The following is a 26,035-nucleotide window of genomic DNA, read 5'->3' on the forward strand; positions in this document are numbered from 1 at the left end:
CTCGTGCTTTATTACGGCATGGCGTGAGTTTGGACATTATTGTCACCAGTACCGGGCTGAGCCGGGATAAAATTGAAGCGTTAAAGCATTAAATTAATCTTCTCTTTTACAGCTAAATGCCGATATTCAAAATCGGCATTTTCACGGTTTATAAAAAAAAGTTATGATTTTATAATAAATCAATTATTGTCTTAATGAACAAATATCAATTTTAACTATTTACTGGACTTCGTAGAAAATCGGTTAAATCGAATTACTACTAAATCTCATAATCAATAAGTAATCAAAAAAGTACCAATACCTGAACATAATTAATATTGATTTCAAATTTTAAACTATGCCCTATAGATTTCAAGGTGCATCGCGGCGGAAAGGGAGAGAATCCCCGGGAGAGTAGATAACTCTGTAACTGGGCACGACTGATGGTTATTTTAGATAGAGTACCAACGAACAGAGAATTACATCGCCGAGTTTTTCATTGTCTTGCGTGAAACCTATCCGGTCAGTCAGAAGGTTCATATTATCCTTGACGGAGCCGGTCACCACCGGAGCAAGCTGGTGAAAGACTGGGCTTATGTAATGAATATTGACCTTCATTACTTGCCGCCATACAGCCCGAATCTGAACCCGATAGAAAGGCTGTGGAAGGTGATGAATGAACAGGTCAGGAATAACCATTATTTCGCCTCGACGGCCTTGTTCAGGCAGGCAATACATCGCTTTTTTACGGAAATATTACCGGAACTTGCCGGGAACCTGTCGTGCCGTATGAATGATAACTTCCAGGTTCTGAATCCTGCATCTTCAAGTTAAGTGGGTATATATCCGATTTTTTATCCTCAATTAATCGATAAAAGAGAAATAGAAAATAATTCTCCATTCATAATTTTCCTATCTCTAAAACCAAATAAAACTGCACAAATACCTAAAATGAGTAATCCTTACCATATCAATTAATAATTACAAATAGTTATTAATTAATATTCCCTGTCAATATTGATTGCTTATAATCATGCTGCTTTATTAGATACGATTGAAATAATCGTAAAGTAAATTTTTTCAGCGTAAATAATAACCTCTATATCAGGTTGCTGCGGTAGCTATACCCATAACTCAGTGCTAGTCAAAACAAAGCAATAACACTTTGTTTATTTCTCCAAACTCAAATAACCCATTAAGGAAACATTATGTCTACAACTCCAGAACAAATTGCTGTTGAATATCCAATTCCTACTTACCGATTTGTTGTCTCTATCGGCGATGAGCAAGTCCCTTTTAACAGCGTTTCCGGTCTTGATATTTCTCATGACGTCATAGAATACAAAGACGGCACAGGAAATTACTATAAAATGCCAGGCCAACGTCAGGCGATTAATATCTCACTGCGTAAAGGAGTATTTTCTGGCGATACTAAACTTTTTGACTGGATTAATTCTATTCAACTTAATCAGGTTGAGAAAAAAGACATTTCAATCAGTTTAACCAACGAAGCCGGCACAGAGATTTTAATGACCTGGAGCGTGGCAAATGCGTTCCCAACCTCATTAACTTCTCCTTCTTTTGATGCCACCAGCAACGAAGTTGCCGTGCAGGAAATTACCCTGACAGCAGATCGAGTGACAATTCAGGCGGCTTAAAACGCATTTATAAAGCTGTTTACTCAAAATATTGCATAATAATTGGAGGTTACATGCCAACGGTACCAACCTATCCCGGCGTTTATATCGAAGAGGACGCTTCACCAGCACTCTCCGTTCGTTCCGGTGCAACGGCAGTGCCAGTCTTTGCTGTTGCAAACAACAGTTTATTAATATCAGATAAGCACTATATTCGTGTTAGTAGTTGGATGAACTATTTGACACTCAAAGGTGAGCCATTTAATCCCAAAAATATCCTTGACGTTTCACTACGTGCCTATTTTATTAACGGCGGTGGATATTGCTATCTCGTTAAAACCAAAGATTTAGAAACACAAGTGCCAAAACTTGACGATGTGACATTGCTGGTTGCTGCCGGAGAAGAAATTAAAGATGCCGTAAGTACACTTTGCCAGCCAGGCAAAGGATTATTCGCCATTTTTGATGGCCCACAAAATGATACCGATATAAAAGAACCAGAAAAAGCTCTCAAGCCTTATTCCCCTACCGCTTATGGCGCAGTTTACTACCCTTGGCTAACCGCTGAATGGGGAGAAAATAAAGCCCCCGTTGATATTCCGCCTAGCGCAGTGATGGCCGGTATTTATGCCAGTGTCGATAACAGCCGAGGGGTCTGGAAAGCGCCCGCTAATGTTCCTATTCAGGGAGGATTACAACCTAAATACCCGGTAACTGATGACCTGCAAACGCAATATAACAAAGGCAAGGCACTGAATATGATCCGTACCTTTCCTAAGAGCGGCACGCTGGTTTGGGGTGCTCGCACACTTGAGGACAGCGATAACTGGCGTTACATCCCGGTTCGCCGCCTGTTTAACAGTGCAGAGCGGGATATTAAAAACGCCATGAGCTTCGCTGTCTTCGAACCGAACAGCCAACCCACCTGGAAAGCCGTCCACCGCGCTATCGATAACTATCTTCACACCCTCTGGCAACAAGGCGGCTTGATGGGCAACAAAGCCGAACAAGCCTACTTTGTTCAAATCGGCAAGGGCACCACGATGACCGATGACGATATCCAGCAGGGCAAAATGATTGTCAAAGTGGGTCTGGCGGCGGTTCGCCCAGCCGAGTTTATTATCTTGCAGTTTACGCAGAACATCGCGCAATAATGGAGGCAACATGCCAATAACACCAACTTATCCTGGCGTCTATATTGAAGAAGACGCATCACTGGCACTGTCTATTAGCCAGGGAAATACCGCGATACCCGTTTTTATTGGGCGCTTCTTACCCAAAAAAGCCAGCACAACGCCTCAAATAACCCGTGTCAATAGCTGGTTGGATTTTACTAACCTGTTCAACGTAGGTTGTGCCAGAAAAATAGCTATCACATCAACCGAATCAACTCCTGAAAAACCCAAAACAGTCGAAGGCGATGTATCAGTCAAAAATAACGAAGAAGTTGAAAATGATACAGAACTGGCTACCACTACGCCCACTGCTGCTGAAGAAACTCCCGGCTACACTTACCAGGTAGTGGTTGATAGCTACACAATAAGCAGTGATGCTTTAAAACTTTATTTCCAAAATGGCGGCGGGCCTTGTTATATCCTGCCAATTACGGATACCAGTAATACTGACACTCTGGCCTTAATCCCTCAGTTAATTGAACAGGCTTTAGAAATCACTTTAATTGTCTGTCCTGAACAAGATTCTGATTATCAGAGCCAGATATATAACAGCCTGACACCTTCATTATTGAATAATGGCTATTTCCTTATTGCCGACAATCAGGATAAAGCAACCACTATCAGCGTTAATGTCCCCTCACAAACTGCAACATATTATCCCGCCGTGAAAGTCTCACAGCTTATGCAAACGGAAGAGGAGCTTGTCGCGGTTTCAGGCTATAAGGATGCAGATACAACACCAGACAAAGTCACCAATCTGGTGCAGCTCAAAGAGAAAAACCCAGATGTTTATCAGCAAGCGGTTACTGCAATACGGAACATAAGCAAAACGATTCCCGCCAGTGCAGTGATGGCCGGTGTCTATTGCGCCACCGATGCCAGCCGTGGCGTCTGGAAAGCTCCCGCTAACGTTGTACTGAGTGGGATTAGTGATGTCGCCGAACGGCTCACTGACGATGAGCAAGGTACCATGAATCAAAAAGGTATCAATGCCATTCGCTACTTCACCAACAAAGGTTTTGTCGTCTGGGGTACGCGTACTCTGCAAGATGATGACAACTGGCGCTACATTCCGGTTCGACGTTTATTTAATGCGGCAGAACGAGATATCAAGCAAGCAATGCGATTTGCCATTTTTGAACCCAATAGTCAGCCAACCTGGGAACGCGTCCGCACCGCCATTGATAACTATCTCCATCAACTCTGGCAACAAGGAGCGCTTGCCGGTAACAGCCCGCAGGAAGCTTATTTTGTCCAAGTTGGTCAAGATCTCACTATGTCCGACACTGACATTAAACAAGGCAAAATGATCGTCAAAGTTGGTATAGCGGCGGTCCGTCCGGCTGAATTTATTATCCTGCAATTTTCGCAAAATGTAGCACAGTAACCGTACTGAGGCGCGGTTCGCCGCGCCTGTTCTAGTGAGGAACCGAGAATGGAAATAAAACAGCCCGGCGTCACAATCACGGAGAACCTGATATCCCAGAAACAAGATGATGCATTTATCGGTGTACCGGTTTTTATCGGCTATACCCAACCTGCTAAAAACGATCGTGTTAATGACAAAACCGCCATCAAGCTAAATAGCCTGACCGACTTTACCCTGTCATTTGGTGAATCAGGATTAACGTATTATTCCGTGCGTCACTTTTTTGAAAATGGGGGTCAGCAAGCCTATGTACTGTCGCTAGGATCTGATAAACCCCGAGACGATTTTCAATCATTAACCACCAGCCTACAACAAGATTGGGTTAAACAGACAATCTCCGCCCAGAGCGCTATCACGCTGATTGTGGTTCCCGATATTGTTTATCTGAATCAGATGGATGATCCCGATTCAGGAATAGATCAACACGATAAGGCTCAATTCTGGTTACAGTTTTGGCAATCAGTACTCAACCTTTGCAACAGCCGACGCGGCATCATGGGATTACTGGATGCCCCAGATGATCCTGTACTGGCCGCTGAATGTTTAACACAGTTTTCCTCAAATGATCGGCAATGGGGCGCCGTCTACTGGCCAAGACTGAAAAGCGCTTATCAAGAACAAAATCAGCCTATCGTGCTTTCACCGACCGCTGCAGTGGCCGCCATCATTCAGCGTAACGATAACCAAATGGTCGTCTGGCATGCACCTGCAAATGTCCCATTAGCCAAAGTCATCAACCCGGTACGTTCCTATATTGAAGCTGATGACCTGTTTAATCAGAACGGTACCTCGCTGAATCTGGTTCGCAGCTTCCCCGGCAAAGGAACAAGGATCTGGGGATGCCGCACGCTGGACAACACACCCGGTTCTCCCTGGCGCTATATCCAGACTCGCCGTCTGGTTTCCTATATCGAAGCCCATATGACTCAACTGGGTCGAGCCTTTGTGTTTGAACCCAATAACGCCATCACCTGGACGAAGTTTAAAGGCCAGGCTTACAACTGGCTACGTCAGTTATGGCTAAACGGCGGATTACGCGGCACTCAAGAAGATCAGGCATTTGAGGTTTTACTGGGGATTGACGAATCGATGAGTGAAACAGATCTGCAGGCCGGAAGAATGATCATGAAAATCAGGCTGGCACTGTTAATTCCGGCAGAATTTATCGAGCTAAGCCTGACATTTGATACCCGTACCGGGATCACCCATTAAACAGGGGCAAAGTATGAACAACCTATATACCCCGTCGGTATCACACCGTTTTATTGCCAGTTTTCTTTTTAACAATATCCCCAGCCCACTCGACATTGCCTTTCAACGGATATCTGGCCTCAGCCGTGAACTGCAAACCAGCCAACACAGTCAAGGCGGGGAAAACATCAGAAATATCTGGCTGGCCGAGAAAATCCAGCATGGCAGTCTGGTACTGGAGCGCGGCGTGATGACCGTTACCCCGCTGACTCTGACGTTCGATCGCGTTCTGCGTGGTGAAAAAGCAACTTATGCCGATGTGGTCATCATCCTACTGAATGAAAATTCAATCCCCGTAGCAAGCTGGACGCTAAGTAATGCTCTGCCAGTTCGTTGGTCTACCGGGGATTTTGATGCCAATAGCAATACGGTTCTGGTCAATACTCTGGAGCTACGTTATCAGGATATGCGCTGGTTAGGAGTGAAAGCATGACCGTCGAAATTAAGGAGCTGATTATTCAGGCTAAAGTGACCGATTCAGCGAATCACTCTGTCGCTCCACCCACACTAGCGCAGGAAGCACTGGATAACTCTCGCCTGATTGAAAAGGTGAAACAAGCCGTGTTAGATGCATTGCGCGAAACAGGAGGTCATTATGAGCTTAATTGAACGCAGCCTGTCCCGACTCACCCTTACCGCGTTCAAGGACCGTGAGGGGAAAATCTCGGTAGGGAGTTTGCAGGCGATGTACAACCCCGATGCCATCCAGCTCGATTACCAAACCCATTATCAAAAGGACGAAAGCGTTAACAGTATTAGTCAAAGTAGCCGCTATGTGTTATCCCCACCGGCTGGCCTGTCATTAGTTCTGCTATTTGATGCCACCATGCCCGGTAACAACACTTCGGTGGAAACGCAGCTGGCGACGCTGAAAGCCCTGTGTGCCGTTGATGCCAGTACTCACGTTCCCCACTTTCTTAAAATTAAATGGGGCAAAATGCGTTGGGAAAACAAAGGCTATTTTGCTTGCCGGGCCAGCGGTCTTAGCATCAGTTACACCCTGTTTGACCGGGACGCCACACCGTTGCGGGCCAGCGCTACCCTATCTCTGGTGGCAGATGAAAGCTTTGTAATTCAGGCTACCGAGCAGCAGTTAAAATCACCGCCAGTCACCGCAGTCAATGTAGCCGATATGCTCTCCCTGCCCTTGATCGCCTTAGGTGCCGGTGCTTCTCTGGCAGGTGGAATTGATTATCTCTCTTTGGCCTGGCAAAACGAACTGGATAATCTTGACGATTTCACCCCTGGACAAACCCTGCAAGCAAAGGGGGATGCATGAAAATACCGTCGATAACGATCAAAATAGGTGGCAAAACGCTCAACCACTTTACGGTTATCAGCTTAACAGTAAACCATCATATCAATGGTATCCCCTCAGCTAACATCACGCTGGGTATCGCCGGTGATGCCAGCCATATCTTTGATGCCAAAGCGCAAACTGAACTGGCAAACTGCCGCCCGAATCATGAACTTAGCGTGCAGATCGAAAAAACGGTGGTGTTTAAGGGGATCATCGTTCGACAAGCACTGGGGCTTAAAGGTCAGGACAGCATCATTACTCTGACCGCCAAACATTCACTGCAAAAATTAACTCACAACTTCCACTCGCAACTGTTTAACAAACAAAGTGATGAGGCAATTATCAAGAAGCTGTTTAGCCAAGCAAATGTACCTGTCACGATAAAACAAGCGCCTCAGCTGAAAACGGTGCATGAGCAAATGGTACAGTTTCGCTGTAATGACTGGACTTTTCTAAAAAGTCGGCTGCTCGCGACCCACACCTGGCTACTGCCCGGTAACGATCAAGTGACGCTGGTCACCCCGGAATCACTGAATCGGTCAACAGTACATACCATCCACCAGCGAGCTAACCATCAGGATGCGGTGTTATTTGAAGCGAATCTGCAATGGGATAACCAACGCAGTCCAAAAACAGTGAGTGTACAGTCCTGGGATATCGCCCAACAAAAGCTGTCTCAAGCCAATCAGGCAAAAAACAGCGGATTGGGGAGTAATCAACTCGCTACCGACAACCTGGCATCATTGACCAATCAAGAATGGCAATGGATTTTCAGTTACCCGTTGGACAATGAACAAGCCAAGCATCTTGTTCAAGGCATCCTGAATAACCGGCGAAATCATAACGTATCCGGTAATTTCGAAGTTGAAGGCGATAACCATTATCAAGCAGGCGATGTACTCGCGTTAAACGGCTTCGGTCAGGGGATGGATGGTCAGGCGATTCTCACCGGAGTCAGCCATACCATCAATCAGCGACAAGGTTGGCGTACCCGACTCACCCTGGGACTATTACCGGAAACAGAGCAGGTTGTACCGCAAGCGAAAGAGTTACATGTCGGGATCGTGGAAAAATACCAGCGGGATAGCCAATCCCTGGGGCGTATTCCGGTCAAAATACCGGCTTTGAACTTAACCAACGGCACCCTTTTTGCTCGCTTAGGTAAACCTTACGCCAGCCATGAAAGCGGATTTTGCTTCTACCCTGAACCGGGGGATGAAGTGATTATCGGCTTCTTTGAATGCGATCCGCGCTTCCCGGTGATATTAGGCTCAATGCACAACCCTAAAAATAAATCACCGTTAGAACCGAGTGAAAAAAATCCGGTGAAAACCTTAGTGATCAAACAAGGAGAAAATCAGCAGGCATTAGTATTTAATAATAAAGATAAAACCCTCGCATTAAATAGCGGAAAAAACACCTTATCTCTGCAACAGGATAAAGATATCACACTTAATTCCGCTAAGAATCTTATTACTCATGCTCAGGAAATTAAAATAGAGGCCGAAAAATCTCTGTCCGCCGCCGGTAAATCCGGGGTTGATATTAAAGGTGCAAAGATTAACTTAACCCAATAATAAGGTAATGAGATGACAAACAATGTATTAGCCGACAAAGTATTAGCCGATATTTACGGTCGGGGTTGGGCCTTTCCGCCACAATTTTCTATCAAAGATAATGCACATCCTGAAATACCAACAGGTGTAACCATGGCAGAAGGAGCAGAAAACGTTCGCCAAAATATGAAAATTCTTTTTCTGACTGAACCCGGCGAAAGAATTATGCATGAGAATTATGGTTGCGGCCTGAGTGATTATCTGTTTGCCAATATCCGTGACGAAATGATGGCAGAAATCCAAACTCGGATTGAAGAACGTGTGTTGCGCTATGAACCTCGCGCAGATATCCGCGAGATTCAAGTGAACCAAAGGACTGACTTACCTAATACCCTGCATACTCAGGTCACTTACACCCTGAGAGGCAGCGAAATCAGCCAACAGATTGAAGGCGTTCTTGAAGTTAATGAGGGCCGGGTACAGGTGAGTTTATGAGTAAACAACTGGTAGTTGATGGCGACAACCTGCTATTCGAACCGTTATTTGGCAACCGACAAGTTACCCTTTTAGGGCCAGCAACCATCCGGGGCAGCGGACACGCCAAAATCCAGGGCAAAAAAATCGCCATCGTGGGTGATGAAAAAAAGGTGCAACTTCAGGCGCAATATATCACCCCAAGCCACCCGGTGCCCGGCATGGGTATGGTCACTATTGCTCAGTTGGATGCCAGCCAGCAAGCCAACTTTTGCCGCGGCCCAGCCACGGTAATTGTTGTCGGGCAACAATTCATCGCCCGTTTTACCCCGTCACAACCCGCCAATAATCCATCGAGTGGCCCGGATGTAACGGCTCCCAGCATGGGAAAAGGCCGTTTTATTGCCAGCCAATATACGGTCACTGCCGGGTAAATAACCTCTTCAACTTTATTTTAAATAACAGGTGGAATAAATATGGGACAGGCCGAATTAGACAAGAAACTCTCTGCTATTGTGCCAGATACTGTATTTAAACTTGATGAAAGAAGTACGCTAGATATTTTAAACTGGCTTAAAGCTTATGCTAAAGAAATTCCTTTTGATCAAGAGAAAAACCAGTTCTGGGACAGTTTTTACTTTATTCAAGAAAATAATCCGCAACAACTAGCCGATATATACCAGAATGCAAATAAAGCAGATGGTCTTTTACCGGCTCATCAAGCTTTTGTTTTGGCTTTTTTAAAGTTATTAGAAACACCCAACCGATTATTAAATACCTTCCCGGCCCGACACCGCGATCTTTATTACCGGGAATTATTGGGGCTAAAACCTAAAAAAGCCCAAGCGGATAAAGTTGCGCTAGGAATTACCCTCAATCCCGACAGCACAGAATCGCTGATAGCCCAAGACACGTTATTTGATGCAGGGCAAGACAGCGCCGGAAACTCGTTACAATATGCATCAGATACAGATTTACTGGCAAACCAAGGGGAGCTGACCGACCTATATTGGTACCGAAAAGATAAAGATGGCTGGCAATCAGCAACACCACTGAACCGTTCAGATAATTTGGCATTACCTGAAAACGGTATTCGGCTTTTCAGCCCAACATCCCATGATAGCCCGGTTCTGTCTGGTTACCTGATTACCTCCTCCTTATTTGCCATGTCAGCAGGAGAGCGCCGGATTAAAGTGACTCTGGCAAGCGAATGGACAGGTAATGCTGAGCACATCACCGCCAAAATCAGCTCAGGGGATCATTGGCTCTCCTTGTCAGTAAAATCTATCGACAAAACAACGCTGGAGCTTGGATTATCATCCAGTGATGGCTCCGTCGCTCCCCCTGATGCCTTGGATAACATGGTATTTAATGTACCGGTGTTAAAGCTAGGCACCACTCAAAGCCCTATTCTACCCGAGATTACAGGGATCGAAGTCAGTGTTAATGGTAACCGCAGTGTACGCTATGCCTCTGATGGCGGTATCGAACAGACGGATACCACCAGCTTCCCCTTCGGTCAATCACCATCACTGGGTTCTGGTTTTAATCTGGTTGCCCCAGAATGGTATGGCACTGAAAACGCAACATTGACGATGACTCCTCAATGGGTTGGCTTACCTACCAAGAGTTTTAAAGAGTGGTATAAAAGTTATAGCCCTGAACCCGATAACAGCGCGTTTAAAGTACAAGGCTATTTAGTCACCCCTCAGGAAAGAAAGACACTCAATGCTACCCAATCGTTATTTAATGGAAGTAAAGAACCACAAGGGCAAAGTCTGACATTGACCTTGCCGGCGATGAATTATCCTCTCTCAGACAGCTCATCGCCCAACGAATGGCCTGCATCCGTGCGCATAGAATTGGCTGAACAGGATTTTATGCACGCCCAATACTGGCAAAATCCCACGGATAAAAATGTCCCTTATACGCCACAAATCAGTGCATTGCAGATTCAATTCAGCGCTAAAGCTAAACCTGAGCAATTCACCGTTTACCCGCTGACGCCTTTTGGCCGGGGCGAGTCAACAGCGGGAACGCCTGCATTAACTCATGAAACCTTCTATTTAGGCTTTACGGGCGTATTACCGGGACAAACTCTATCTTTATATTGGCAATTAGAAGGAATTAAAGCCCTCGCTTTATCCTGGTTTTATCTCAACGAAAGCAACAACTGGAGCACATTAGACAAATTAGTTGACGATCAAACTCGCAACTTGTTCGACCGGGGTATCTGGCGCACTTTATTGCCCCAAGATGCTTCCAATCAGGCCGCTCTGATGCCGGCAGGACGATACTGGCTGAAAGCCGAGATAACGGCGCAGACTGATCCTCAGGATTACCCACGGATTAAGGGCCTGTTGTATAACGCCACCACGGCGACATTAGTCAATGGAGACACTGTTGAACAGGATCACTTTATCAACGGATTAGCCGCCGACAGTATTAAACAGCCGGTCAATGCATCCCCTGCAATCAGTGGTGTCACTCAACCCTGGGTCTCCTGGAACGGTCGTCCGCAAGAAACCGAGCAAACTTTCCTGACACGTCTGCCTGCCCAATTGTCTCACCGCAATCGGGTACTGAGTTGGGGTAACATTGTCACCTTATTAAAAGAACAATTTATCAACCTGTTTGATGTCAAATACCCTTCTGCCAATGAATTAACCAAAATCCCGGCACCGAAAAAACAGCGACTGATTGTGATCCCTAACAGCCGTTACAAAGACAACGATGATGTCCTACGACCAAAGTTAAACCCTGCCCGACTGGCAGAGATGGTCGAATGGATCAAACAACTCAGTAGTCCCTGGGCAACAATTGAAATCAACAATCCCACCTACGTTGACGTTAAAGTGGATTACCAGGTGACCTTTATCTCAGGAATTAACCCTGACTACGGCCATCATCAGCTACAACAGCAGTTAAGCCAAAAATATATGCCATGGGGAGAGAACCCGACTATCGGCGTGACAACCGGTAACCGCATTGACTACTACCAACTGTTAGCCAACATCCAACAATCTCCTCTGGTAGAACGCGTCACCAATTTAAGCCTAACAATCGCTAACCGAACCACGGGTGCTATAGGTGAAAGTATCGAAGCTGCCGATGATGAAGTGCTGATTTTGGTCTGGCCAGAGAAGCGTCCCTCAAACCAAGGAGTTAACCAATGAGTCATCAGGATGCCCTGTTTCCCATCGTCAAAGACGATATTACTTTTGATGCCTTACTTGCTCAGGCCAAAACGGTCATTGAACAACAATCCGGCCAATGCTGGAACAATACCAGTGAAAATGATCCCGGTATCACCTTATTGGAAGCCTGTTGTTATGGTGCATCCGATCTGGCTTACCGTCATTCATTACCCCTGAAAGATCTTCTTACGCCCGACCCCACAGAACAAACACCCGGCGACGGTATTTTCCCCCAGGAGTTCGGCCCACAGCAAACACTGACCTGTGGCCCGATCACGGCGGAAGATTATCGCCGAGCCTTACTGGACCTGCACAGTAGCGACACAATGAATGACACCAGCGAAGGTTATTTTTTCTTTAATGATGTCCAATTAATTCGTGAACCGGAAGATAAACGCTATAAATATTGGTACAACAAAAAGAAACGTGAATATACCTTTAACGATTTAGGATCAGATGGCGAATTAGCACTGAGAGGAAATTACTGGCTTTATTTACTGCCTGGTCAGGAAACTCAGGCCAATAATAAACTGGCTCAGGAAAAACTTAACGATTTCCTCAAAAATAACCGTAATCTGGGGGAATCCGTCAGTCATATTATCTGGCTGCAACCTACCGATCTCCCTTTGCAGATTAATATTGAGCTTGAAGATAACGTCATCGATTTTGCTGATATCTTCGCCCAGGTTTATATGACGGCGGAACAAATGGTGCTGGAAAAACCCGTCCGCTATACCACTCAAGCTATGAAAAATCTGGGCTACAGTAATGAAAAGATATTCTCCGGCCCCTATTTACATCACGGCTGGATACCGACATTACCTAAAGCCAAAGATTACACCGGCGCTACCGTATTAAATCTAAGCCATCTGGTTAACCGATTATTGGCGATTAAAGGTGTTCAAAGTGTAAGCCGGCTGGCATTAGCTGATCACGACCAAACCATTACTCCACTGTCAGACGATAATTGGTCCTGGGAAATTGCTCAGGGATATTACCCCAGATTATGGGGTAACGACCCACTGGCATTAATCACCTCAGCAAATAGCCCACTCACCATTACCGCCAAAGGAGGCATTAAAATTGTTGTTTCTAAACAAGATATCGAGAAAAAGCTTATTGCAGAGCCGCTGATCGATACACAGCCGGAATTACTGGACTGGGGTAAACATCGTAAAGTTCTGGATTACTATCCGGTGAGTAATAAGTTACCCGCCTGCTATGGATTACAGAATAAAAAACGTACTCCACAGCAAATACAGTTACACCAATTTATGCTACCGTTTGAACAAATGTTGGCTAACGGTTGTGCTGAACTTGCCCTCTTGCCGAAACTTCTGGCCTTTAAACAACGGGGGGAGACAGTATATGGTGTGCAATGGCCTTTTAAGGCTAATACTGTTAGTGACAATGTTCATCAACAGATCATTCCTGATTTAACCGCAAAACTCAGCCGCGATTCACAAATCTATATTAATAACCATATTCAAAAACCAAACTATATAAAAGAAGCGACAATTCTGAATCATCTGTTGAGTTATTTTGGCGCTCAACTGGCCGCCAGACCACTTACATCAAACTCACTACTGGGTTTCAAAGACTTTCTGTCTACTCAGCAAGGCTATCTGGCTCAACAACCCGAACTCACCTATCAACGTAATAATATTCGGATTGATAAAGTGTCGGCGCTACAAAAACGAATTGCCGCACGATTGGGTTTGGGCGGGGAATGTTTCAGTGATACCCCTGATTTGGCTAGTTTACCTTTCTATTTAATTGAACATCGTCAATTACTACCGGTAAAACCCGATAGCCAATTCGATACTAAGCAAAAACCTGATTCTCTGGTAGTTAAAGATGATCAATTAAAAATCACCCAAAAAGGTACAGCAGGCCGCTTATTACAAGGCCAGGTGATTAACCTGATTATCATTGAAGGTGACAGAGAATTTACATTACGCGGCCAGATGATCACTGAGGTGACAGAAGAGACATTCTCCCTTAGCACACGTAACAGCTCGGATCTAGAACACAATCTGGAAAGAGTGCTGGTGGCATTTGAGCAAGGAAAGCTGCACTGGCAAAATAGCCCAGTATGGCTGGAAGATATGGATTATCAATTGGTTTATGCCGATGCCACATATCACAACAATGCTGAAGATGAACGTTGGATTACCTCCAGCGTCCAAAGCCCTTTCCCTGCTATGATTGAAGAAAATGACGAAATCACGCTGAAATATGTCATTACTCCTTCTGGACCGACCAAAAAAACATTAGCCCGTACAGTTCGTGCCGAACAGAAATCCGAATATGAACTCAAAGCACAAGTCATCAAATTTAATCGCATTCAAGGCAAGATATTAATTAGACGCACCCAAGACTCACGGGATAATTTTCCACCCGAGACAGAAGCATGGCGTTATCGCTGGTATTTCTCCAGCGAAAAATATGCCCTGGCTGATCGTTTTTCATTTGTAGTTAGCGTGGTAGTAAATCGCCTGTTAATTGAGAGCAGTAAAGTTGACCCTTACAAACTGGAAGCCTGGGTAAAAACGGAGATTCTCGCTGAATTTCCTGCGCATATTTCGATGATTATTCACTGGTTATCACCGAAACATTTTGAAGATTTTGCCAATACCTATAAACGCTGGCAAAACAATGATGCGCCGTTAGGGGACGAGGCATACCATATTCTAGAGACCTTAACCCTGGGTAGATTACCTTCCGCTGCAACCGGTATTGGCAGTATGCGCATTGCCACCGAACAACAGCGTATTGAGGTCATTGGTCCATCTGGCGATCAATGGAACGAAGAAGTCATAAAAAGCGATCAATTATTATATGTGCCCTATGCTAAAGGTATATTACGGGTAGATATTAATCTTAATAAGGAGAATAATAAAGAAACGGCTATTTCAGAGTATTTATATAAACCGGTAGATAATAAAGGCAAGCTGGTATTTTTAACCGATAACAGTCAAATAGGGCCTGAATACGCCGTACTGGAATCCAATAATGCATGGACAGATTACTATATCAAAGTGAAAAAGAATAAAAATGGGGTTATTACTGACGAAATATTGCATATTAAAGGAAGAAAAAAAGTAGGACTTAACTCATCATGGAAGGCAATGCATTTATATGACCCTCCAGCAGGAAGTAGCTGGTCATTTTATTATGAATTTGTATTAAGCGATAATCCAAATCTTTCTGGCGCATCATTTTACACCGAGGAACCACTTATTTTATCACTGAATTACCTCTCTGATCCTAATGATCTTAAAGGAGAAGTACATACAAAATTTGGTTTTTATTTCTCCTGTGATGGCAACAAACTTTAACAATATAAAATAAACATCTCATTTATTCATACATCAGAATATTTCAAGAATCTCGCTATTACTTGAATCTCTCTAAGTCTAATAGCCAACATAATACAAGGTAATAAAAATGGAAAAAAAATATAATCTGCAAAACTCCGAAGCCAATCTGGAAAATATCACTATTAACTCACAAGGGCCTTCAGCCGATGATTTGAAAATCCGTTTTAAAGAAGGCAGTATTCCATTACAGACCGATTATGCCGATCTGATTAATATTGCCGATATTGGGCGCAAAGCTTGTGGTCAGGCACCACAACAAAATGGTCCTGGGCAAGGATTGAAATTGGCCGATGACGGTACGCTTAATTTAAAAATAGGTACACTTTCCAGCCAGGACTTTTCTCCGTTAATGCTGAAAGATGATATTTTATCTGTAGATCTTGGTAGCGGTCTGATTAATAAAACCAATGGAATATGTGTTGGTCAAGGCAATGGTATTGTTGTTAATAGTAATGATGTGGCTGTCAAAGCTGCCAACGGTATTACCGTTAATGATAGTGGTGTTGCCGTCAAAGCTAATAATGGTATTAATGTTGATACTAATGGCGTCTCTGTAAAAGCCAAAGATAAAACAATTAACGTCGAATCTACAGGAATATCTGTAAGACTTGGTTGGGGAATAAAAATAGGTGATGGGTTAGATGTTAAGGCCAGTGATGGTATTAACGTTGATAGTAATGGTGTTTCAGTTAAAGCTGGCAACGGTATTACTGTTAATTCAAATGGTGTTAGTATCGATCTCGATACAGTACTCCCCAAAGGAATGATAGTTATGTTCTCTGGTAGTAGTGCACCTACAGGTTGGGCCTTTTGTGATGGTAAAAATGGAACACCAGATTTAAAAAATCGTTTTATCATGTGCGGTGACACTATTTCTGAAACAGGGGAAAGCAGTAATAAAGCCAGTGGGAGTGGGAATGGAAAAAACTTTTCCAGAAATACAACACCAACTCAAGTTTCTGTCAGTGTTAATGTGCAAGAAACTACATTAACTGAATCACAAATACCTAGTCATAAACATATTGGAGGTATGGCTTACTATTATAGTTATGGAATGCAATATGGTTATGAATCGGTTTCCACACAAGATAAAACATACGAAATAAATAACGGCTCTAGTACAGTAATGACTTCCAACTATTCGCCTCGTTATGCACATACATCAAACACAGGCGGGGGACAAGGACATAATCACCAAGCAACAGCATCATCCTCTTCACATAATCACAGAGTTGATGTAATTCCGCCTTATTATTTATTAGCCTTTATTATGAAGATTTAATTCTATTCCACAAATACAGATTTAAATTACCTATTATTTACTCATTACCAAGGAAATATCTATATGACTTCGGAGCCAAATCTGTTAAATCGGATTACCATTACTATTGCAGCTAATAATCAACAGGTGGCTAAAAAAGTATTGCATGGCTCCCTGCTTAATCAGACCAGTATAAATAAATTACTCAATTCATACTTTGATGAATATAACATTCATCAAGATATCTCTTTAGAGAAATTAACTCTAGACCTTGGTGAAATAAGTTTCCATGACTTTAACTCATTATTCCCTACTCGCCTCAAGGTTGAGCTGAATAAAACACTTAGTCAATATCAGATAAATAACCATCAGGAGGAAATTTTACTGAATAAGCCAACATCCAATAAATTAACTGATAAGACCTCTTTATCCAGTGACAATCTTTTAATTGATGCCGAGAGTTTCATTCATTTCTTATATCAAAAAGATCCGCAACTCAATCCAATGGAGGTAACAACCGATAATAAAAATAGCGATATCAAGATTAAGCCATTAATCAATCAATTAATGCAGATAGAAAAAAAATCAGCATTATTATTAGCGAAAGGCTGTTTATCTGAACATGGTCTACAGCGGCTTTTAGCTATCAGACAACCGGCCTTATTACTCGCAATTAACCGCAAATTATCCGCAAGCGTAAACAAACCACAATATCAGGAGGAGCTTGTCTCCCCCGGACAATTGATACTTAATGCACTGGAATATATACAGCGGCATAATACACAGGAAATACCTAAACCCAATGCGAAAATCATCTCGCGTATTCTCAAGGTTGAGCTGAATAAAACACTTAGTCAATATCAGATAAATAACCATCAGGAGGAAATTTTACTGAATAAGCCAACATCCAATAAATTAACTGATAAGACCTCTTTATCCAGTGACAATCTTTTAATTGATGCCGAGAGTTTCATTCATTTCTTATATCAAAAAGATCCGCAACTCAATCCAATGGAGGTAACAACCGATAATAAAAATAGCGATATCAAGATTAAGCCATTAATCAATCAATTAATGCAGATAGAAAAAAAATCAGCATTATTATTAGCGAAAGGCTGTTTATCTGAACATGGTCTACAGCGGCTTTTAGCTATCAGACAACCGGCCTTATTACTCGCAATTAACCGCAAATTATCCGCAAGCGTAAACAAACCACAATATCAGAAGGAGCTTGTCTCCTCCGGACAATTGATACTTAATGCACTGAAATATATACAGCGGCATAATACACAGGAAATACCTAAACCCAATGCGAAAATCATCTCGCGTATTACCACTGAACTCAATAACGGTATACTTCATGCCGCTCCTATTATTAAGCTATTTCGCCAGGCTATGACCAACAACAGTTCATTAAATAGTTGGCTAAAACAACTCTGGCAAACCGTTTCTGTTTCACAGCTTTGCAAAAAGTATCTGTCGGCTGAAGAATACCAATATCTATTGGAATGCTTTATGCCAAACCACACGGATAAGAATATATCTGATAAACAATCAACCATGAATCCCGTTGATATTTCAAATATTCAGGCATACCAACACCTGGCAAATCAGCAGGTCATTACCGAAGATCAGAAAATATTATCAATAACAGATAACCCCCTTATTACAGACAATAACCATAACCGACATAAAACTATTAACAGGCCACACTCTGGGCGAGCTTTATTGCCTGAACAATCTATTCCAGATCAGGTAAAAAATGCCGGAATATTAATTCTCTGGCCAATGCTACCCACACTATTTAACCAGCTTGGTCTACTTGAGAAACAGAAATTTATCCATCGTCAAGCCCAGTTTAATGCTGTTGATTTACTTGACCACCTAATTTGGGGAACCGAAGGGAGGCCAGCGGAAAGAAAATTACTGAATTACATTCTGTGTGGACTAATAGCCGATAACGATATTGAATCAATCCCTATCGAGCCAGAAAAACAATTGATAGCAGATCAATGGCTGGATGCGGTTACTGTCCAACTTCCCGGCTGGAAAAAATTAAGCCGCAATGATGTTCGGCAACTATTTTTACAACGACCGGGTGAATTATTGGCAGATGAGCAAGAAATCAAAATCACAATCCAGCAACAACCATTTGATGCGCTACTGGCCGATTGGCCGTGGCCATTAAATATCGCCAGACTTCCCTGGCTGGATCGTCCTTTACGCATCGACTGGCAAAATATTTAGAAGGTTTATATGGATTACCCACTTACCCATAGCCACAATATAGTGGCAGAATCACATTGGATTTATCTCCATTTAGAACGTATCGATCTGCGGTTACAGTATTATTATTACCAAAAGAATGACAGATACAACTCCTTGCCGGAAAGTTTTTTACTCACCCAGGATGAATTAGATCAGCGCTTGAAAAAACCACAGGGCATTCCCCATTGGCTAACTAAATCGCATGATATTATTAGTCTGCCAGAAACAGAGAACAGCCCAGCCATTGATCCATTATCAATATTGGTTGATCGTTTTGAATTGACTGAATTTGAGCGAGATACCTTACTACTGGGTTTATTACCCCATTTTGACAACCGTTATCATGCGCTATTTGCTGCTCTGCACGGTAACAGTAGAAAAAAGTGGCCTACTTTTGCTTTAGCAATTGAATTATTTAGCCAACGCCAAAGTGACAGACAATTACAGCAAAACAGCTTTTTACCACAAACACCATTAATCAAGAATCAACTATTACAACTCAATAATCACGAAGAATCTATCTGGCTACAGACGCAATTCTTAACTCACAGTGCTGTCTGGCATTTTTTATCAGGCCAGCAGGTTATTTTACCTCCCCTGATAACTTGTGCTTATTGGCATTCACCCGCTTCACAAGCTTGGTATCCTCAAGCCCTTTATCATTCACTTGAAAAGATATTACTCAATGAAACAAATGAAGCGCACCCATTGATAATACTCAGAGGAAAACAGGACAGTGCCAGAGAATTAGCAGTAAGCCATATTATGGCATCTCATAACATCAGTACTTTAACTCTTGATTTAGCCAACCTGCCCAACGAAGACAATACAACTATAATCGCTAACTTACTGACAGATGCAGTACGGGAAACCCAGCTACATAATGCTTGTTTATTAATTCGCAATTTTTCTTTACTGGCAGAGAAAAAGAAAATATTAAATAACCAATTATCTACTTTACTGAATCATCCCAAATTACGCGTAGTTTGTCTGGTAGAACCACAAGACTCATTAGTCTGGATTAAACATCTACCAATGGTGCAAATTAATATGCCGGCCCTCACACTGGCAGATAAAGAAATAATGCTGAAAGAAAGCTTACCGGATAAGGTAGTCCAGGAAATAAATATCACTCAATTATGTCAGCGTTTTTCATTTACCGCAGAAACATTGCCGATAATTCTTAAAGAAGCAAATCAATACCAAATACTCCGACAGCCAGAAGGTCAATTGGAAGAAACCGATCTACGCAAAGCACTAAAATTTCGTGCTCAACAAAATTTCGGTAAATTAGCTCAGCGAATAACACCTGAACGCAGCTTTAATGATTTAGTCATTTCAGATACATTAGCACAACAATTAAAAGAAATTATTGCCGCCATTCATTACCGTGACCAGATTATGGCTACCGGCTTTCAGGAAAAAATAGGTTATGGAACGGGTATTAGCGCACTATTCTACGGAGAATCCGGGACCGGAAAAACTATGGCCGCCGAAGTGATTGCCGGACATCTTGGCGTTGATCTGATTAAAGTGGATCTCTCCACCGTTGTGAATAAATATATTGGCGAAACAGAAAAAAATATCTCGCGTATTTTTGATCTGGCTGAAGCGGATTCCGGCGTGCTATTTTTCGATGAAGCCGATGCCCTATTTGGCAAACGTAGTGAAACCAAAGATGCTCAAGACAGACATGCCAATATTGAAGTTTCTTACCTATTGCAACGACTGGAAAATTATCCAGGGTTAGTGATTTTAGCCACCAATAATCGCAGTCATTTAGACAGCGCATTTAATCGTCGTTTTACCTTTATTACTCGCTTTACTTATCCCGATGAAATGTTACGTAAAAAGATGTGGCAAACAATCTGGCCTGAACAATTAAAATTATCTGATGAGCTGGATCTTGAACATCTGGCTAAACGCGCTGATTTAACGGGTGCTAATATCAGAAATATTGCTTTATTAGCATCAATGTTAGCGAAACATGATCACTGTGAACAAATCGAAAACAAACATATAGATCGGGCAGTGACACTTGAATTAAATAAAACTGGCCGACTGATATTTTAATCATTTCATAAAATTGGAGTTAACATGACAACAACAATTGCTTCTGACAATGCTATTATTGAAATTAATCAAGTATTAAATACTATTTTATCCCAGTATTTAAATACTGATGGAAATAAAATTAATATTCGGTTTGATCTACCAGAAATCAATTCCATTCAAGCTGAACCGACGGTAAGTGTATTTCTGTATGATATATATGAAGATTTACAATTACGCTCTGCCGAACCAAGACGTTATAACCCTGCGACTAATACATTATTACCTGGCTGGGTCAATATCAATTGTAACTATTTAATTACTTACTGGGATGCCAATAAACCCTCAAGCGACAGTTCCAGCCCGGACAGTCAGCCCAATAATCAAGCCGCACAAGTCATGACACGGGTTTTAAATGCCTTGATAAATAACCGTCAATTAACCGGTATTCCCGGTGCATATACCCGAGTTATTCCACAACAGGAAAATTTAAATAGCCTGGGTAACTTTTGGCAAGCACTTGGCAATCGTCCACGTCTCTCTTTAATGTATTCCATTACCGTTCCAATGAAATTAAAAAATATTGAAGAAAATGTCATACCAATCAGCAAAATCTCTGCTTCGGTGGAACAAAAAAACAATCTGGACAGTTCACAAATAAATATGGATAAATAGTCAGGAAACCGTAATTAAAATAAACGGCATAGGCATTATGATTGTTGAAGAAAACGCTGAGTAGCACACCTCAGAGAAATAATGGAACACTATACAGATTAGGTGGACCATTCAGAAAATTACGTGCATCATTAAGAAAAAGGAGCTGATGATACAGATGAAAATTTATATGTAAAATAGATAATTATTATGGAACACTACAGCGCCCTATTAATAATAATACCGACAAAGAAAGAATAATCCATCGGTCACCTTCCATTTCATAGATCAGTCAATGCTCACCGGTAATACGACGTGACCAATAACCTGTAAGATTATGTTTCAATGGCTCAGGTTTAATACCACGGAATTGAGTTCTTTCTATACCCAATAGATTTCAAGTTGCAGGGCGGCGGCAAGAGAACGCATCCCCAGGAGCATAGATAACTGGGTAAGTGAACGCAGCCAACAAAGAGGCAACTTGAAAGATAACAGGTATATATCTTTAATAAGCTCGTTAAGTGCATTAACGAGCTTATTATCATTCTGTTGCCAGTAAAAATAACCCCGCCAGCAATTCTTCCCCCTCTTTTACCATTTCCAACAATAAGTTACCTTTAAAATTCACCTAAAATAAACCTGATAAACAAGCGCTATACAGAAAAATAACAAAAAATTATTTACATAACAAATAAATATTTATTAAAAATAAATATTTTTAATATGTTTATTTGACTTTTTCATGGTAATACTAAAATATCAGAAATTCTGTAATAAATATAGAGTTAATTCATACAACTTCTGTCTAACTGTCTAATATATTAATATCTAATAAACTCCTTACTTCAAACTACCTGATAGGTGAATATATGATGGAACACGAATATAGCAAAGAAGAAGAGAAAAAAAGACAACAATCCAAGCCAAATAATGCGACTCATGATGAAAGTAATCTTCCATTAGAACTAGAAAAGCATTTTAATGCTAGGACACCTGCCACTGCGCATAGCAAATGGTTTACTTATGAAAACGACACAGAGGTGGAACTGACTACAGAAAGAATAAAAGAAATATTCTCAAATAAACAGCCTAAAATTATTATTGCTGGTGATGGCCATAATAAACCACCATTTCAATACGCAAAGAATATACCTGATGTTAATAGTAGCTTTGATGCTGGAACGCTTCAACTTTATATTGAGGCAACAGATGAACAGATAAATGAAAATAATCCGGAGTATATACCAAAAGAATTTATGGCAAAACCAGGACTGTTTACGAATAAAAATAGGCGAGCTGAAATTGTTGGATGGGAGGATTCAGAATTATCTAACGCTATGAAAGAGATGTTTGAATTGTCGGATAAATCAACACGTGAGAAGTTAACGCCAGAAGAAACTTCTTCATTTTATAAATTACATGAGACCGCTATTCGTCATTTTTTTCGTCCCGAATTTAATCAATTACGTGATGAATTTTTTGAAATTCTGGCGAAAGCCGGAAGTAATAGGGAATTAGATAAAATCGCCCTGGAAATGATTGGTTTTACTTCGGGTACATGGCGCGACGAATATATCAATCCAACGTTAGCAGAGAAAATTGCAAAACATGCCGCTGAAAAAGAAAATCATACATTTGTTGTCTCTATAGGGGATGCTCACCTTAGTGAGAATCCTATGCAAGAATATTTAAATAAAAGGAGGAATGGCGGTGAATTCAAACACCAAATTATATTTACTCGAGATAAAAGGCCCATACTTCCTGATAATATGAAAACCGGAAATAAAAATAGCTAGATATGTGAAACAGTGAATTGTATTAGCTAAAACTCGAGCTAGTACAATTTATTACACCTATCTTTCTTAATGATATAAATTAATTCATAAATAAAAGCGTAAACAGCAGAATTTAATAACCCCCTCATGACGAAAATAATTATTTTAATTTATTTTACTGACAATCATATTAATTTATTAGAAATAACTATAAACATAAAAATAGAACAAACCCTATTATCCCAATCAATAAAAACAACCCTGTTAATTATCCTCGCTTTGTCATACTTAAAATTGAACAACCGAAAAAATCAACATCCATTAACAATCTCTGTTATTAATTAATATTGTATATAAAAATCCCCCGCCAATAATCGTTTTGTTTCACAAGGAATTATTTAAATAACTATTAGATAATTTTTTAAATATAAACAATAACATCTATAAATCATGTTATTGCGGTAGCTATACCATTGATGAACAAAACAACCCAATATTATATACAAGGTGATAAAAACGGAAAAAGAATATAACCGGTCCACTTTAGAATCCAATATAGAGAATACCAATACTATGGATCGCCATTAAATTGGTAAAACGCTTGGTCAGACTGATAATCCACATTCAGCGCTAAAACCGGGTGATGACTATACACAGGCAATAAAAATTAACCCTGACGGCGGCTTAACAGCAGATAAAGATGGATTAAGTGTAAAAATTAAAGCGGGTAATGGTATTAAGACAGACAATAGCGGCATCAGTATTGATCTCGATAATGTATTCCCAAAAGGAATGATTGTGATGTTTTCCGGTAGAGATGCTCCTACCGGCTGGGCTTTTTGTGATGGTAATAATGGAACGCCAGATTTAAGAAGCCGTTTTGTCATGTGCGGTGAAACTCTTTCTGAGACAGGGAAAAGCAGTAATAAAGCCAGTGGGAGAGGGAATGGAAAAAACTTTTCCATAGATACAGCATCAACTGCGGTTTCGGTCAATGTTACTGTGGAAAATACAATATTAACAGAAGCACAAATACCTAGTCATAACCATATTAGAGGTATGCCTTATTATACGGATACGGGAATGAGATATAACTATTTTAGTCCTGGCGGCACTAATATTAAGCAAATACGTAATTACTCTGATACAATAATGACTACTACTTTCACCCCTATTTACGCATATACATCAAACACAGGAGGAGGAGAAGGACATAATCATCCGGCAACAGCATCGTCCCCTTCACATAATCATAGCATTGATATCATTCCGCCTTATTATCTATTAGCTTTTATTATGAAACTTTAATTCCGTTGTACCAGAAAGATTTAAATTATCTCTTATTTTATAACCACAAAGGATATATAACAATGAATATATCTAGTTATTTCTTCCTCAATGAAGAAAACATTAAGTTCAATAATCAGTGTTTAAATACATACATGGGTTACCCCCAATCCATCGGTAAAGATTGGCCCAACCTGCCTGCCGGGTTCCAAAGATATATTGACGATGTTATTAATTTAAATGGTTTTTTATATTTTTTTAAAGGTTCACTATATCTTAAATTCGATATCGAGAAAGCACAGGTCGTTGATGGCCCAAACTTCATTATAGATGGCTGGCCTGGATTAAAAGGAACAGAACTGGAAAATGGAATAGATGCCGCCATAGAATTGACTACCAACACCGTTTGTTTCTTTAAAGGCAGACATTGTATAGATTACACCATCGATTTACACACAATTAAGACCAGCACTATTTCAGACCGATGGGGAATGACAGGGAAATATGCAGAATTTAGTAGCAATCTGGATGCCATTATTTCATGGCCAAATATCGATGGAAATTTTATTTGTTTTTTCAAAGGGGATTCTTTTATTCGGTTCGACCCAAATTTGAATGCACTTGATGCCGGGCCAATCATCATCTCCAGCGATAATCAAGGTTGGAGAGGGCTAGCCTTCAAAAATGTTCAAGCTGCAGTATCGGTCGATACCGATTTATTAGGCAGTCACCGAGACAATAGTGGAGGCAATAGTAAAGTCTGTCATGGAACATGTGGTACTAATGACACGGGTAAACATTGTTTCCAGTTACCTCACAGTATTCGATTCGGCCTGACAGCCTACGCTAATACAAATATTCCGCAAACTGTAAAAGTATATATTGACGATCTTCTGGTAGATACAGTAACCGGTAAAGGGCAAAATAATCTCATGGCGACTAAAGCCTACACATCAGGTACAGGCAAAATCTGTATTGAAATTGAGGGGGATGGCAAACCATGCAAGCTGCGTTATTTCGATAATATATTTGATGGAAAACCGGGAACAGCTATTATCGGTGCTGAAAACGGTACCAATAGTCATTACAATAATAGCGTGGTGTTCTTGAATTGGCCTCTGACATAAACTAAAAATACCTGGTTTCGAATAATTATTGCGCCCTCCGTGGCGCTTTTTTTCCTACTCATATGACTACCGTAAAACAAATAGTAGTATTTGGAAGAAATACAGTAATTTTGTCGGACATTTATTCAAGCTCACTCTGGCTCAGACCGGTGGTTTTCATCACTGTTTCACAATCGATTCCGCTGTTCAGCAATGCATGAGCAATTTTTAACGTTGCTTCTTGACGTCCT

At 41.4% G+C, this 26,035-nt stretch carries 18 protein-coding genes and 3 pseudogenes; 20 read left to right on the forward strand and 1 reads right to left on the reverse strand.

What is annotated here, in order from left to right; translation table 11 throughout:
* Positions 1–438: 438 nt before the first annotated feature.
* The 17 genes and pseudogenes from BO26_RS22505 to BO26_RS18665 form a co-directional block, all read left to right on the forward strand.
* A pseudogene (locus BO26_RS22505) lies at positions 439–813 on the forward strand (IS630 family transposase); the annotation flags it as partial.
* Between the two features lie 374 nt (positions 814–1,187).
* Positions 1,188–1,637, forward strand: a complete 450-nt coding sequence (locus BO26_RS18590) for a phage tail protein (protein WP_036774142.1) — start codon at positions 1,188–1,190, stop codon at positions 1,635–1,637.
* A 53-nt stretch (positions 1,638–1,690) separates the two neighbouring features.
* The gene (locus BO26_RS18595; protein WP_036774144.1) at positions 1,691–2,770 is read left to right on the forward strand and encodes a phage tail sheath family protein; all 1,080 of its coding nucleotides are present in this window, start codon (positions 1,691–1,693) and stop codon (positions 2,768–2,770) included.
* Positions 2,771–2,780: 10 nt separating this feature from the next.
* Positions 2,781–4,178, forward strand: coding sequence for a phage tail sheath family protein (locus BO26_RS18600; protein ID WP_036774145.1), 1,398 nt, complete (start codon positions 2,781–2,783; stop codon positions 4,176–4,178).
* A gap of 48 nt (positions 4,179–4,226) precedes the next feature.
* Positions 4,227–5,432 carry a phage tail sheath family protein gene (locus BO26_RS18605; protein WP_036774147.1) on the forward strand — a complete coding sequence of 402 codons (1,206 nt, stop codon included), beginning with the start codon at positions 4,227–4,229 and terminating at the stop codon, positions 5,430–5,432.
* Between the two features lie 13 nt (positions 5,433–5,445).
* Entirely contained in the window at positions 5,446–5,904 is a 459-nt protein-coding gene (locus tag BO26_RS18610; RefSeq protein ID WP_036774148.1) for a phage tail protein, read from the forward strand.
* Positions 5,901–6,080 (forward strand): DUF5908 family protein, encoded by a 180-nt coding sequence (locus tag BO26_RS18615; RefSeq protein ID WP_036774149.1) that lies wholly within the window; start codon positions 5,901–5,903, stop codon positions 6,078–6,080. Before BO26_RS18610 ends, BO26_RS18615 begins: the two co-directional genes overlap by 4 nt.
* On the forward strand, positions 6,067–6,750 hold the full coding sequence (locus BO26_RS18620) for a CIS tube protein (RefSeq protein ID WP_036774151.1): 684 nt from the start codon (positions 6,067–6,069) through the stop codon (positions 6,748–6,750). The genes BO26_RS18615 and BO26_RS18620 overlap by 14 nt, the downstream gene beginning before the upstream one ends.
* Positions 6,747–8,348, forward strand: a complete 1,602-nt coding sequence (locus tag BO26_RS18625) for a phage baseplate assembly protein V (RefSeq protein ID WP_036774153.1) — start codon at positions 6,747–6,749, stop codon at positions 8,346–8,348. The genes BO26_RS18620 and BO26_RS18625 overlap by 4 nt, the downstream gene beginning before the upstream one ends.
* Before the next feature lie 12 nt (positions 8,349–8,360).
* Positions 8,361–8,822, forward strand: a complete 462-nt coding sequence (locus tag BO26_RS18630) for a GPW/gp25 family protein (protein WP_036774154.1) — start codon at positions 8,361–8,363, stop codon at positions 8,820–8,822.
* Positions 8,819–9,235, forward strand: coding sequence for a hypothetical protein (locus BO26_RS18635; RefSeq protein WP_036774156.1), 417 nt, complete (start codon positions 8,819–8,821; stop codon positions 9,233–9,235). Before BO26_RS18630 ends, BO26_RS18635 begins: the two co-directional genes overlap by 4 nt.
* Before the next feature lie 42 nt (positions 9,236–9,277).
* Complete coding sequence (locus tag BO26_RS18640; RefSeq protein WP_036774157.1) at positions 9,278–11,977, forward strand: hypothetical protein; 2,700 nt, start codon at positions 9,278–9,280, stop codon at positions 11,975–11,977.
* A complete protein-coding gene (locus BO26_RS18645; RefSeq protein ID WP_036774158.1) occupies positions 11,974–15,339 on the forward strand; it encodes a hypothetical protein in 3,366 nt (1,121 codons plus the stop codon). Before BO26_RS18640 ends, BO26_RS18645 begins: the two co-directional genes overlap by 4 nt.
* Positions 15,340–15,448: 109 nt before the next feature.
* A complete protein-coding gene (locus BO26_RS18650) occupies positions 15,449–16,663 on the forward strand; it encodes a tail fiber protein (RefSeq protein WP_036774159.1) in 1,215 nt (404 codons plus the stop codon).
* A 63-nt stretch (positions 16,664–16,726) separates the two neighbouring features.
* Positions 16,727–18,889 (forward strand): contractile injection system tape measure protein, encoded by a 2,163-nt coding sequence (locus BO26_RS18655; protein WP_036774161.1) that lies wholly within the window; start codon positions 16,727–16,729, stop codon positions 18,887–18,889.
* Between the two features lie 9 nt (positions 18,890–18,898).
* Complete coding sequence (locus tag BO26_RS18660) at positions 18,899–20,983, forward strand: ATP-binding protein (protein ID WP_036774162.1); 2,085 nt, start codon at positions 18,899–18,901, stop codon at positions 20,981–20,983.
* A 24-nt stretch (positions 20,984–21,007) separates the two neighbouring features.
* Positions 21,008–21,625, forward strand: a pseudogene (locus BO26_RS18665) (Pvc16 family protein); the annotation flags it as partial.
* Positions 21,626–21,847: 222 nt separating this feature from the next.
* On the opposite strand, the pseudogene BO26_RS24340 reads toward BO26_RS18665, so the two are convergent.
* Positions 21,848–21,995 (reverse strand): annotated as a pseudogene (locus BO26_RS24340) (Txe/YoeB family addiction module toxin); the annotation flags it as partial.
* A 490-nt stretch (positions 21,996–22,485) separates the two neighbouring features.
* On the opposite strand from BO26_RS24340, the gene BO26_RS18670 reads away from it, so the two are divergent.
* From BO26_RS18670 to BO26_RS18680, 3 genes are all read left to right on the forward strand, one after another.
* Positions 22,486–23,412, forward strand: coding sequence for a hypothetical protein (locus BO26_RS18670; protein ID WP_036774164.1), 927 nt, complete (start codon positions 22,486–22,488; stop codon positions 23,410–23,412).
* A gap of 780 nt (positions 23,413–24,192) precedes the next feature.
* Positions 24,193–24,699, forward strand: a complete 507-nt coding sequence (locus BO26_RS18675; protein WP_051691062.1) for a hypothetical protein — start codon at positions 24,193–24,195, stop codon at positions 24,697–24,699.
* Positions 24,700–24,761: 62 nt separating this feature from the next.
* On the forward strand, positions 24,762–25,805 hold the full coding sequence (locus tag BO26_RS18680) for a fucose-binding lectin II (RefSeq protein WP_036774166.1): 1,044 nt from the start codon (positions 24,762–24,764) through the stop codon (positions 25,803–25,805).
* The last annotated feature ends 230 nt before the right edge of the window (positions 25,806–26,035 follow it).

The sequence above is a fragment of the Photorhabdus australis DSM 17609 genome (genome assembly GCF_000711895.1).
Taxonomy (GTDB): Bacteria; Pseudomonadota; Gammaproteobacteria; order Enterobacterales; family Enterobacteriaceae; genus Photorhabdus; species Photorhabdus australis.

Excerpts from the sequence above, each read along its gene's own strand:
- BO26_RS18590 (WP_036774142.1), top strand. The coding sequence starts at position 1,188 with ATGTCTACAACTCCAGAACAAATTGCTGTTGAATATCCAATTCCTACT.
- BO26_RS18595 (WP_036774144.1), top strand. The coding sequence starts at position 1,691 with ATGCCAACGGTACCAACCTATCCCGGCGTTTATATCGAAGAGGACGCT.
- BO26_RS18600 (WP_036774145.1), top strand. The coding sequence starts at position 2,781 with ATGCCAATAACACCAACTTATCCTGGCGTCTATATTGAAGAAGACGCA.
- BO26_RS18605 (WP_036774147.1), top strand. The coding sequence starts at position 4,227 with ATGGAAATAAAACAGCCCGGCGTCACAATCACGGAGAACCTGATATCC.
- BO26_RS18610 (WP_036774148.1), top strand. The coding sequence starts at position 5,446 with ATGAACAACCTATATACCCCGTCGGTATCACACCGTTTTATTGCCAGT.
- BO26_RS18615 (WP_036774149.1), top strand. The coding sequence starts at position 5,901 with ATGACCGTCGAAATTAAGGAGCTGATTATTCAGGCTAAAGTGACCGAT.
- BO26_RS18620 (WP_036774151.1), top strand. The coding sequence starts at position 6,067 with ATGAGCTTAATTGAACGCAGCCTGTCCCGACTCACCCTTACCGCGTTC.
- BO26_RS18625 (WP_036774153.1), top strand. The coding sequence starts at position 6,747 with ATGAAAATACCGTCGATAACGATCAAAATAGGTGGCAAAACGCTCAAC.
- BO26_RS18630 (WP_036774154.1), top strand. The coding sequence starts at position 8,361 with ATGACAAACAATGTATTAGCCGACAAAGTATTAGCCGATATTTACGGT.
- BO26_RS18635 (WP_036774156.1), top strand. The coding sequence starts at position 8,819 with ATGAGTAAACAACTGGTAGTTGATGGCGACAACCTGCTATTCGAACCG.
- BO26_RS18640 (WP_036774157.1), top strand. The coding sequence starts at position 9,278 with ATGGGACAGGCCGAATTAGACAAGAAACTCTCTGCTATTGTGCCAGAT.
- BO26_RS18645 (WP_036774158.1), top strand. The coding sequence starts at position 11,974 with ATGAGTCATCAGGATGCCCTGTTTCCCATCGTCAAAGACGATATTACT.
- BO26_RS18650 (WP_036774159.1), top strand. The coding sequence starts at position 15,449 with ATGGAAAAAAAATATAATCTGCAAAACTCCGAAGCCAATCTGGAAAAT.
- BO26_RS18655 (WP_036774161.1), top strand. The coding sequence starts at position 16,727 with ATGACTTCGGAGCCAAATCTGTTAAATCGGATTACCATTACTATTGCA.
- BO26_RS18660 (WP_036774162.1), top strand. The coding sequence starts at position 18,899 with ATGGATTACCCACTTACCCATAGCCACAATATAGTGGCAGAATCACAT.
- BO26_RS18670 (WP_036774164.1), top strand. The coding sequence starts at position 22,486 with ATGATGGAACACGAATATAGCAAAGAAGAAGAGAAAAAAAGACAACAA.
- BO26_RS18675 (WP_051691062.1), top strand. The coding sequence starts at position 24,193 with ATGTTTTCCGGTAGAGATGCTCCTACCGGCTGGGCTTTTTGTGATGGT.
- BO26_RS18680 (WP_036774166.1), top strand. The coding sequence starts at position 24,762 with ATGAATATATCTAGTTATTTCTTCCTCAATGAAGAAAACATTAAGTTC.